11 protein-coding genes and 1 rRNA gene are annotated in these 12,201 nt (G+C 32.2%); 1 reads left to right on the top strand and 11 read right to left on the bottom strand.

The annotated features are described in order from the left end of the window. Positions 1-48: 48 nt before the first annotated feature. From rlmD to KQI85_RS09530, 7 genes are all read right to left on the bottom strand, one after another. On the bottom strand, positions 49-1,407 hold the full coding sequence (rlmD, locus tag KQI85_RS09560; RefSeq protein WP_216575867.1) for a 23S rRNA (uracil(1939)-C(5))-methyltransferase RlmD: 1,359 nt from the start codon (positions 1,405-1,407) through the stop codon (positions 49-51). A gap of 266 nt (positions 1,408-1,673) precedes the next feature. Next, positions 1,674-2,096, bottom strand: a complete 423-nt coding sequence (locus KQI85_RS09555; protein WP_216575866.1) for a hypothetical protein — start codon at positions 2,094-2,096, stop codon at positions 1,674-1,676. Positions 2,097-2,249: 153 nt separating this feature from the next. Next, positions 2,250-2,531 (bottom strand): DUF4366 domain-containing protein, encoded by a 282-nt coding sequence (locus KQI85_RS09550; RefSeq protein WP_216575865.1) that lies wholly within the window; start codon positions 2,529-2,531, stop codon positions 2,250-2,252. 91 nt (positions 2,532-2,622) lie between these two features. Next, positions 2,623-4,878 carry a DNA helicase PcrA gene (pcrA, locus tag KQI85_RS09545; protein ID WP_216575864.1) on the bottom strand — a complete coding sequence of 752 codons (2,256 nt, stop codon included), beginning with the start codon at positions 4,876-4,878 and terminating at the stop codon, positions 2,623-2,625. Between the two features lie 115 nt (positions 4,879-4,993). Further along, a complete protein-coding gene (locus tag KQI85_RS09540; protein ID WP_216575863.1) occupies positions 4,994-6,019 on the bottom strand; it encodes an SPFH domain-containing protein in 1,026 nt (341 codons plus the stop codon). Between the two features lie 99 nt (positions 6,020-6,118). Beyond that, a complete protein-coding gene (locus KQI85_RS09535; protein WP_216575862.1) occupies positions 6,119-7,324 on the bottom strand; it encodes a hypothetical protein in 1,206 nt (401 codons plus the stop codon). Positions 7,325-7,487: 163 nt separating this feature from the next. Next, complete coding sequence (locus tag KQI85_RS09530) at positions 7,488-8,174, bottom strand: PspA/IM30 family protein (protein WP_216575861.1); 687 nt, start codon at positions 8,172-8,174, stop codon at positions 7,488-7,490. A 608-nt stretch (positions 8,175-8,782) separates the two neighbouring features. Here KQI85_RS09530 and KQI85_RS09525 point away from each other — a divergent pair. Continuing rightward, complete coding sequence (locus KQI85_RS09525) at positions 8,783-9,502, top strand: DUF1836 domain-containing protein (protein WP_216575860.1); 720 nt, start codon at positions 8,783-8,785, stop codon at positions 9,500-9,502. 292 nt (positions 9,503-9,794) lie between these two features. On the opposite strand, the gene KQI85_RS09520 is transcribed toward KQI85_RS09525, so the two are convergent. The 4 genes from KQI85_RS09520 to KQI85_RS09505 form a co-directional block, all read right to left on the bottom strand. Then, positions 9,795-10,091, bottom strand: coding sequence for a YerC/YecD family TrpR-related protein (locus tag KQI85_RS09520; protein WP_216575859.1), 297 nt, complete (start codon positions 10,089-10,091; stop codon positions 9,795-9,797). 71 nt (positions 10,092-10,162) lie between these two features. Next, positions 10,163-10,894 carry a phosphatase gene (locus KQI85_RS09515; RefSeq protein ID WP_216575858.1) on the bottom strand — a complete coding sequence of 244 codons (732 nt, stop codon included), beginning with the start codon at positions 10,892-10,894 and terminating at the stop codon, positions 10,163-10,165. Positions 10,895-10,952: 58 nt separating this feature from the next. Beyond that, positions 10,953-11,759 carry a Cof-type HAD-IIB family hydrolase gene (locus KQI85_RS09510; RefSeq protein ID WP_216575857.1) on the bottom strand — a complete coding sequence of 269 codons (807 nt, stop codon included), beginning with the start codon at positions 11,757-11,759 and terminating at the stop codon, positions 10,953-10,955. Between the two features lie 323 nt (positions 11,760-12,082). Continuing rightward, positions 12,083-12,201 (bottom strand): 23S ribosomal RNA (locus KQI85_RS09505); the annotation flags it as partial.

Genomic DNA, 12,201 nt, shown 5'->3' with positions numbered 1-12,201 from the left:
ATGGGTGGCAAACCGCCCTTTTCCACACTTCAAAAACCTTGCAAATGCTTATTTTATGCGGGTTAAACTGCAAATTGTTTCCACATGCCCCGTTCCAGCAAACATATCCACAAGTGCAGCCTTAACAACTTTATATCCCTTTTCTTTTAATATCTCAAGATCCCTTACAAGACTTGTTGGCTTACAAGAGATGTATACCATATTATCAACACCATAGTTAATAATCTTATCAAGTGCTTTAGGATTAATTCCCTCTCTTGGTGGATCAAGAACTATAAAATCCGGTTTATCAGTTATTCCATCAATAACTTTAAGAACATCACCTGCTATAAATTCAAGATTATCAAGTCCATTAAGTTTTGCATTGACTTTAGCTGCCTCAACAGCCTCTTCAACAATCTCAACGCCAATAACTTTTTTTGCAACCGGTGCAAGTATCTGTGCTATCGTACCAGTTCCACTATATAAGTCAAATATCACTTTATCTTTAGTATCACCGACATATTCTCTTGCTTTGCTATATAATACTTCTGCACCAAGCGAGTTAGTCTGAAAGAATGAAAACGGTGTTATCTTGAATTTAAGTCCTAAAAGTTCTTCATAGAAAAACTCTTGTCCATATAATACTTCTGTTCCTTCATTAATAACAGCATCTGCAAGCGAATCATTATTAGTATGAAGTATTCCAACAATCTTACCTTCAAGAGTAAGTCTGTTAAGTTCTGTCACAAGCTGTGTCAGATCATGATTTTCACTTGTAGTTGTTACAAGATCTATTAATATCTCTTTTGTCTTAACAGCTTTTCTAACTATAAGATGTCTAAGATATCCTGTATGCTGCATCTTATGATAAAAGTCAACTTTTCGCTCTGTAAAATAATTAAGTACACACTTTAGAATCTTATTATAATCTGTATCCACAATCTTACAGTGTGAAACTGTCACAATATCATGAAAGCTACCTCTTTTATGCATTCCAAGTGCAAGTGGTCCATCTTTTACTTCATCACCAAAAGAGAACTCCATCTTATTTCTATAAGCAAGATGCTTAGGACTTCCAAGTATTCCCTCAAATTCATAATCACTTATCACAGAATCTAAAAGGCTCTTAACTTGTCCTTCTTTTATCTTAAGCTGTTCTTCGTAAGGTAATGACTGATATGTACAACCACCACATATACCAAAGTGTTCACATACATCTTCTACAGTCTCAAGTGGCGATTTTTCAACAACTTCTACAAGTCTTCCTTCACACTTATCTTTACGCATCTTAGATATTGTATATCCAACCTTCTGTCCCGGTATTGCATTTTTAATTATAACTTTTCTATCTTCTGCATAAGTCACTGCCTTATTTGGAAAATCAACTCTTTCAATTACACTTTCAAAATACTGTCCTTTTTTCATATAAATCCTTTCACTCATACACTTATCTAGACATTTACGAAACCTACATTTTCAAACATTCAATTGAAAACTTTACTATATTATAATCAATCTTCTTTATAAAATCATAGTTTCACAATTACCTAATATCTTTATTATCCATTTTTATATATTTGCATAGTAGTATATACGACAAAAATCCTCACTGTAAAGTAAGGATATATGTCTTTAGTATATAATACTACGTTATCATTTTATTCATCAACATTAAAATGAATTATGTTACATTAGAATTGTCTATTCTCTTCATCATTTTTCTTATCTTTTGCCTTAACTGGTTTGAATAGGATTCTTCCAAGTAATCCAGCACCACCAAAGATAAGAACAAGAACTCCTGCCCATTCAAACAATGACATTGTTGAAAGATACATTCTTGTTGATGCAACAACTGCTGCTATTATTAACAAAATTGTGAGTCCAAGAAAGACTTTACATCCAAATGACTCTGGTTTTACAAAGCATAATACAACAGCAATTATAAATGGAACTATTACCATTCCTGAATTAACACCAAACCCTCCAAGTGTAAATCCTGAAAAAAAGCTGCTTGATACATTAACTTTTGTTGAAAACCAATAAAGTCCTACAACAAGCATTGCAAGTCCACCAAGGAACTCTAACAATTCATTTTCCTGTTTCTTACTATTCATTATATTATCTCCTCTGTATCTTTATATTAATATCTAAAATTTACTTACTTAGTATCTTAATATATAACCACTAAAAACCTAACGCGTTTTTCATAAAAATACCGCGTAACCTGATATAGTCATCATACACGTCAGGCCCGCGGTAATTCTTAACTACTCTTCTTCGTCTTCGAATGATGGTCCATCTTCTTCGTCATCTTCATCATCAAAAAAGTCATCATCGAAATCGTCTTCATCAAAGTCATCTTCAAAATCTTCAAGGTAATCTGGTGTAAAATATCTGTAAACTGCATATGCAATTCCTGCAACTGCAGCTATAGCACCTATTACTGCCAATACCCAAAGAACAGCATTCTTATGTTTCTCTTCCTGCTCTTTTTTATTAAGCAACTCATTCAATTTTGAAGTTGTAAGTAACTCCTCCAACTTATTCATGGGCAATGCACATCCTTTCCTCATAAATCGAAATCTTCTTAATATATAATATATATTATACCACCAAACATGTAATTTTACTATAAATTTTTTAGCATTTTACAAGTTTAGCAAATGAAGCAAACATTTTCTTAGTTCCAGCAGTATCAAAATCAACTGTAACTTCGTAATCTCTGCCACCGTCTTTTATATCGACAACTTTTCCGATTCCAAACTTAATATGCTTAACATTATCACCAATACCATAAGATAATGTCGCTTTATTGCCTGAAGGAGTCTTATCAAATATATTACTTGATGAAAGACTTGAATAGTTAGTCCTTACTGGTGTTCTTACCGGTGTATTTCTCTTAAATACACTCTCATCTTTTATAACTCTATTTTCTTTAGAGACTCTTCTCTCAGATGTCTCTTTTCCATCAACTTTCAAAAGGTTACGTGGAATCTCTTTAACAAATCGTGACACTTTATTATACTGTGTCTCACCACGAATCATTCTCTGTTTCGCAGCACTTAAGTTAAGTTCCTTCATAGCTCTTGTTATTCCAACATAAGCTAACCTTCTCTCTTCTTCAAGAGCATTTGGATCTTCAGAAGTTATAGTCATATAACTTGGAAAAAGGCCATCCTCAAGTCCGGCAAGATATACAACCGGATACTCAAGTCCCTTAGCACTATGAAGTGTCATAAGTACAACTCTGTTAGTATTCTCATCAAGGTTATCTATATCTGCAACAAGTGCAACCTCTTCAAGAAATCCACTTAATGTTGGTTCTTCTGCTGTATCATCATAGTTCTTAGCTTTAGTTATAAGTTCATTAATATTCTCAACGCTCTGTTCAACTTCATCTTCAGTCTCTGTATCTTTCAGATATTGTATATAGCCTGTATCTTCAACAACATCTTCAACAAGCTCTGTAACACTATATACAGAAGCTTTACTTCTTAACATCTGAATCATATTAGTAAAAGGTTCAATCTTTGATGCACCTTTTGATATAGTAGATATATTTCTTGCATCTCTAAGAGCATCGTAGAAACTTATCTCATTCTCATCAGCATATATTGAAACTCTGTCAATAGTCGTCTGTCCAATACCACGCTTAGGTACATTAATAATCCTCTTAACTGCAACATCATCAGTAGCATTATCTATTGTCTTAAGATATGCAAGGATATCCTTAATCTCTTTTCGTGCATAGAAATTAACTCCACCAAATACTCTATATGGAATATTATTCTGAACAAATTTTTCTTCAAGTGCTCGTGACTGTGCATTTGTTCTATATAATATTGCTATATCTCTATAATCATATTTTCTTTCTTCCACCTTAGTTTTTATATCACTTACGATACCATTGGCTTCATCAAATCCAGTATTATATGCAGTAAAATTAATCTTCTCGCCTTCGCCATTATCAGTCCATAAAGTCTTTGACTTTCTCCCATAATTATTACTTATAACCTGATTGGCAGCATCAAGAATATTCTGTGTTGAACGATAATTCTGTTCAAGTTTTATAACATGTGCATCATTAAATATCTTCTCAAAATCAAGAATATTATTAATATTTGCACCTCTAAATCCATATATAGACTGATCATCATCACCAACAACGCATAGATTTCTATATTTACCGGCAAGCAGACTTATAAGCTTAAACTGTGCTGTATTAGTATCCTGATACTCATCAACCATTATGTACTTGAATCGTTCCTGATATGACTCAAGCACATCTGGATTCATTCTAAACAATTCAACAGTCTTAAATATCAAATCATCAAAATCCATTGCATTATTACTCTTAAGCTGTTTTTGGTATTCACTATATGCCATTGCTATTTTTTTCATACCAAAGTCATTCTGTGTTTCTTTTAAAAACTGTTCTGCTCCTATAAGTTCATCCTTACAGGCTGATATCTTGCCAAGAATTGCCTTTTCTTTAAGATTTTTAGTATCAATCTGAAGTTTTTTGCATACTTCTTTCATAACAGTTTTTTGATCATCTGTATCATATATTGTAAAAGAATTCGTATAACCAATTCTGTCTGCGTATCTTCTTAGTATTCTGACACACATGGAATGGAATGTGCTAACCCATACACTTTCAGCACCAAATCCAATCAGATTATCAACTCGCTCTCTCATCTCTCCGGCAGCCTTATTAGTAAAAGTTATCGCTAGTATATTCCATGGATTAACACTTTTCTCTTCAATAAGATATGCTATTCTATGAGTAAGCACTCGTGTTTTACCACTTCCTGCACCTGCTAATATCAGTAGTGGTCCTTCTGTTAAAAACACAGCTTCCTGCTGTTTATTATTTAAGCTGTCATATATGCTCATCTGTTCCAATTCCCTTCTGCATCTTATTTAATATCTTACTATAATACGATGTCAGTTTTAAAAGTTCAAGTGCTTTATGATTTTATTTTTATTCATATACAGTTACTAATAGCAATTATACTAACTTTTGACCACATTCTGAACAGAATTTTGCTCCATTAGTAGGTGTACCACAATTAGGGCAGAACTTTGGTGCTGTACCATTACCAGCCGGCTGCTGTGATGTCTGCTGTGGTTGATTCTGATTCATATTCTGGTTAGGCATCTGCTGATTATAACCCTGATTCATCATATTGTTATTATACATATTGTTAACCATCTGCTGCCCCATCATCATTCCCATCTGCATACTTGCCATATCAACTGCAGCTCCAGTTCCTCTCTGTCCGCCTTTTGACATAGCATCTGTAACTGCAAATGCCTGATATTTAGCCATATCGCCTACCATAGACTGTGATGCAGCCTTAGCCTGCATATCCTGAACTTCTTTTGGATATGTAAAACTAGAACAATTAAATGCTGTACATGTTAATCCTCTCTTTATTAACTGCATATCAAGATCAGTCTTAATACCATCTGCAATCTCGATTGAGTTCATCTGAAGATTAAACATATCTTTACCTTCTCTTGTAATCCACTTCATGAGTAATGGATCAAGCATTGATAATACATATTCTCTTATATCCTCAACTGTATACATTCTCTTTATTCCTGCAAGAGATTCAATAAGCTGAAGATAGTCATTGACTTTAACATCAAATGTACCAAAGGCTCTTATTGGCATTCCACCTGGAAGCCCTGGTGCCGGAATACTTATTGCATTCTTAGTTCCCCATTTAACATTAAAGATCTTAGTATTAATAAATAATACTTCTGCTCTCATTCCACTATTGAAACCAAACTTGAATCCTTTTAATGTTGAAAGAAAAGGTATGATATCTGACTCAATATCAAAGCTTCCCTCATCAGTAAAGATACCTTCAACTTTACCATTATACATAAATATGGCATCCTGTCCCTGTCTTATAACAAGTTTACTGCCTTTTTTTATTTCTTTGTTTGACCATTTCCAAAAGATTATATCATCTCTATATTCTTCCCATTCTACTACATTTGCAAACTGACCACCTAAAAATCCCATTTTTACGCCTCCTGTTAATCATATTAATTATTTGTATCTATTCTCTATTAATACTTATTTTGATTTCACTCTCTGGTTATACCATACTCACATTTTATTCTATAATACAATATCTTCGTTCTCTATATAAGTATTCTCATAGAGCATTTCTGACTCTTTAAGATAATCATTTTCATATCTCATATTTGAATCTTCTAAATATGCATATTGTGTATCAGCAACAGCTTTACCACTATCAGTCTTACTTCCACCTTCTGAGTAGAAATATATACCTATAATAACAGCTAGTATAGCGGCAATTATTATACCTATTTTTACAAAACTCTTAGGATAATCTCCTTTTATCTTTCCATTTTGACCATTTATTACCACATTATAATTCTTGCCTTTATAGTTATATGATGTTGTATATACTGGAACTATAATATGCTTATATGATTCATTACTAAAATCTGCTCTTAGATGAATATCCTTAACATCATCATACCTTCTTAAAACATCCTGCCTTGCCATATTTCTTAACTGACTATTCATATCAGCAACTGCTTGATGATGTGCAGTATCCAGATCCACACTATAACATTCTGATATATATCCTGATATATATTCAGGAGAATATGATGCAAGTTCCTTTGTATTGTAAGGTTCAACACTTTCTAGTAAAAAAGCTTTATCACTTTTTACTGCTTTAACAAGCACATCATCAAAGAACTTATCAACATGACCTCTTGTATGATACCAATCAGTTTCCGTCTTAGTCTGTGTATTTCCATCTTTGTCTTTATATGTAACAGTTCTATGTTTTCCACCCATAGCTGTATAATCTGCTTTAGCTTTAGCGTCGAATGTCCAATATGGAAGATATACGCCTTGTATCTTATCATTTTGATAAAGATTCTTTAAAGCATTAGGTGCTAACCATCTTCCATTAACCCATTTTCTAAATATCTCATTTACATGATTCTGATCTATCGCAAATGGTATAATACCATCAGGAATAATTGAATCAAGCTGTCTCTGTGATAATACATACTGCGAACCACAATATGGACATTCTACAGCTGTTATATTCTTACCTACTTCTATTACTGCACCACATCCGGTACATTCCATTGTTGTTGTTGGTTTCTCTTCCGGCTTTAATGTTCTACGTGCCTCAAGTGTAAGCTTATGCTCTACAATACTATCCTTATCATTAGCTATCTCTATCTCTGTATTACAATTAGGGCATTTTAATTTTTTACTTACTACATCATATACCATTACACTACCACATGCTTCACAGCGGTATACCTGTTCTTCCATACACATTCAACTCCCATCTCATATTTTTATATCTCGTATATTATATATCGTATTTTTGCCACAAAACATCGTACTTTTAGCACAAAATAGCACTCTTTCGTCACAAAAAGGAATCTGTAAGCAGACACTTACAGGTTCCTTTAATGATATATAACTTAATTAATTATTTACCAAGCTGAGCTTTTAATGCTGCTAATTCATCATCTACTTCAGAATCACTTGTAGATGGTGTATCATATTTGCTTGCTAAATTATCTATTGATGTCTCCTGTGCTGAAGAGTTTAATTCAGACATTGCGTTTGCTTCATCAAGCATCTTGTTTGCTTTTTCTTCCATTCTTGCAAAAGCTGAAAGGTTATTAGAAGCTCCAACTCCAGAAGCTCCAATTTTATTAATCTTCTGCTGTGTCTTTGCTGCTGCAACTTTAGCTTTAATGGCATCTCTTCTTGCATTAAGATCATTAATATCTGCTACAAGTTTATCATGCATCTGTCTCATCTTAGTTGCATTTTCTGCTGCAAGCTGATATGTCTGCTGAAGTGAAGCTAATTTGTCTGTATATATCTTCTTCTGTGCTAAAAACTGACGAGCATCTGCATCATTTCCTGCTGCAACTGCTTTTTCTGCATATGTCTGCATCTTTGTTATATTAGCTGTACATTCATCTAATGCTCTTCTTGCTCTTGTCTCTTCTGCCATTACAGAAGCAGTTTCTGCTTTTACTTTACCTAAATCACTCTCTAAATTTCTCAGATACTGATCTATCATTTTTTCTGGATCTTCTGCTTTATCCAATAATGCATTAATATTAGCTGACATAATGTCTTTAAATCTTGTCATAATTCCCATATTCTTTATCCTCCTTGTGTTTAACACGCTTTTTACAATTATTATTATATTACACCGACTATCAAAAGTCACTAGATTTTTCTGCACTTAACCATATATAATATAGCTTAAAATGCACTTTACTTATTATCGCTAACAGTAATCTTACTTAACTTACTATTAACTTTTTACCACTAGTTATGTCTATTAATGTTCTTTTTAGTTCTTCACTATTCTTTTAGTTATCCATCATTCTCTTTTCTTCTTTTCTTTACTAGTAGCTCTAATTATTCTTTGTTTAATATCAGTCATTTCAATTACTCTTTGTTCAATACTAGTCTTTGTCTATATCATTAGTTCTATCAATTACTAGTCTTTACTACAATATTCTCTCTTTATCACTCTCGCTTTCATTTTTAATACTACATAGGTACTTAACAAATGCAACCAATTGCTATTGCCATTTTTACCCCATATCTGTTGAACCTTTCTTACATATTTTAGCATACACATTCTAAAAATCCCCCCCCTTTTAGGGGGGAATTTAATCAATTTTATTGATTTTGATTTTAACTTTTTGTTGTCATATGGTTTTTAATACTATATAATGTAATAATGAGGTGATAAAAATGAATTTTGAAAAAAATAATTCTGATTATGTTAAACAACTAATTAAAAAACTTTCAGAAATTGAATATATTAAACCTGGAGATATACCTAATATAGATTTATATATGGATCAGGTGACTACATTTATGGATTCACATCTTGCTCCACTTAAGCGCCATGAGCAGGATAAGATTCTAACTAAGACTATGATTAATAACTATGCTAAGAATAATTTACTTCCACCACCAGTTAAGAAGAAATATTCTAAAGAACATTTATTGATTTTAATTTTTATCTACTATTTCAAAAATATATTATCAATAAACGATATACAAAGCCTTCTCAATCCTTTAACTGACAAATATTTTAAAACTGATGCAGCTCCTTCACTTGAAGAAATATATCAGGAAGTATTTTCGCTTGAGAGATCACAGATTGTTGCTTTATCACGTGATGTTATTGATAAATATAAAATGGTAGATGAACATTTTTCATCAAAAAAAGAAAAAGCTTCTAATTCTGATATAGATAACAATCAAGAACAATCATCTGATTTTGATACATCATCTGAAACGTCATCTGATGATAGTCAATTTTTAAAACTTTTTTCATTTGTATGCATGTTAAGCTTTGATGTATATATAAAAAAACAGATGATTGAAAGTATAATCGATGATTTGTCTATGTTTAATCATTCTAAAAAAGATGAAAAAAACAAAGATAAATCAAAAAAAGACTAAATAACTAAATTACCTTTTACAAAGAATATCAAAGATAATAACTAGCCAGATTTTAATAGTAAATACTAACTTCTTTGTAACTCAAGATAATAACTATCTAGACTTTAACATTGAATACTAACTTCTTTGCGACTTAATCTTCAATATGAAGTTCAAAAAGGAAGGATGACTTTTACAATTCAAAGTCATCCTTCCTTTTTTATGCTTGCAAACTTAATTGCCAGACACTTCTTTCCTTGCTATTTCTGACAATGCATATACATTGTCTACTTTACGCATTTACAATATCTCTCTACTCTTCCTGTTCTGGTGTTCTTGCAAATACCATATCATAACCATCATTACCATAGTTAAGTGAACGATTAACTCTGCTGATTGTTGCTGTTGAAGCACCTGTCTTCTCAGCTATCTCTAAGTAAGTCTTGTGATTACGAAGCATTCTTGCTACCTCATATCTCTGTGATAATGATAATAATTCATTTACAGTACAAATGTCCTCAAAAAATGCGTAACACTCTTCAGTTCCATTAAGGCTTAAAATTGCCTCGAATAAATGATCAACTGCTTCTGTTCTGATTTTTTTGCTCATACTAATTTCTCCTTTTTTGTCAAAATTATATTATTCACTAAAACCCATTACTATTTTAACATACTAAAGTTTTAAAGTAAACTGCTTTTATGCTTATTTATAAATTTTTTAAGTTTTTGCAATGATGTATTTATAATAAGTTCTTCTGGAAAATTCTCTTCCTCAAGCATATCATATGCTAACTTATGTTCACCAATGTAAGATATATGATGTGCATCACTGCCAACAACTATCGGAACTCTTTTTTCCTTACAGATTCTTATCATCTCTTTATCATTTTCAATTGGATCTACTCTTGATCCTCCAGGCCTTAATGAACTATTATTAAGTTCTAATAATGTACCTGTTGCTTTTGACGCTTCTACTACTTGTTCAAAGTCTATCTTAAATCTATTATCATCAGGATGTCCAATTATATTAATATATGGATTCTCCATGGCTTTTATCAACGCATTTGTATTCTCTTCTATAGTTCCCGGTGCAATACAAGGAACATGAAAACTCGCAATTACTATGTCAAGTGTACTTAATACTTTGTCTGACAAATCAACATGTCCATCATAATCAATTATATTAAGCTCAGTTCCAAAAAGAACTTCGATACCTTCATATACACTTCTATCAATCGCTTTTAAATTTGTAAAATAAAACTCATGACATGTACCAGGCATCTTAGGCGCATGGTCCGTTATTGCAATCGCCTCAAGACCTTTTTCCTTAGCTGCTTCTACCATCTCGGTTATTGTATTATATGCATGTCCGCTCGCAATAGTATGTGTATGAGTATCTAATACATATTTCATTATTTATCCCTTCTTTCATTATTAAACTCTTTAATCATATGTTATTATCTACCTAAATCTAATCAAAGAACTTATTAATAACATGTGTTATTCCTTCATCATCATTAGATAAAGTTATGAAATCAGCGACTTTTTTTACTTCATCCTTAGCATTAGCCATAGCAACACCAAGACCCGCATACTCTATCATGGATATATCATTATATCCATCACCACAAGCTATCATCTCTTCCTTAGTATATCCAAGATATCTCAATAAATCGTCTAAAGAAGTTGCTTTATCTATATTCAGTGGCACACATTCTAAAAAAAATGCTTCCGAACGATATACAGTAATCTCGCCCTCTAATCTATCTTTTATATTTTTTTCAACTTCAGCCAAATATTCTCCATCACCTGTTATCAAACACTTGTTAACCGGATAATCTATATATTGTTTAAATGAATCTACCTTTCTTATCGGCATCTTATTAATTCTAGCCTCTATCTCAAGATATTTATCATCTGGAATCTCTGAGATAATAGCATCTTTATCATACGAAAGAATATTAACATTATACTCTTTTGATAAATCATATAATTTAGGAATAATATTTATTGGTAATGTCTGGTCGTGAATCACTGTATCTGTATTACACTCTATTATTCTCGCCCCATTAAATGCAAGAATATATCCACCGTATTTTTTAAGTTCAAGCTGTTCTGCTATTGGCTGTATTCCTGCTACAGGTCTACCTGATGCTAATACTACTTTTATTCCTGACTCCATCAATTTAATTAATGCCTGTTTGGTATCAGGTGTTATCTCTTTTTTGCTATTGGTAAGGGTTCCATCTATATCCAAAACCAAAACCTTATATTTCATATAAACCGCCTTTCTAGAACGTGAATTAATATTCGCCACCAGAAACTATAGTACCGTTTCTCGACATACCGACTTAGTATACCACATCATTTTTAAAAAATCTCTATATATTTTATACAATTTTACCTATGTTTTTTTGTGCAAGTATATGATTTTTACAATACTCATAATCTTCTATTCTAAAATGCACTTCAATAGACACAAAAAAAGACCTTACGGTCTTTAATATATTACATTGTATTATATTATATATTATAAACTCAAAACTACACGCTGAAATTATATCTTTTTAGAATCCTTTTTCTGAGGTTAACCTCTTTTTCTTGGTTAAGTCCTCGACCTATTAGTAACAATCAGCTGCACGTGTTACCACGCTTCCACCTTTGTCCTATCTACCTTGTCGTCTTCAAGGGGTCTTACAGCTTGCGCTTGGGATATCTCA

The organism is Falcatimonas sp. MSJ-15, from assembly GCF_018918265.1.
Taxonomy (GTDB): domain Bacteria; phylum Bacillota; class Clostridia; order Lachnospirales; family Lachnospiraceae; genus Falcatimonas.
Note: the sequence above shows the minus strand (reverse complement) of the source record. Positions and strands in the feature narration are given on the sequence as shown.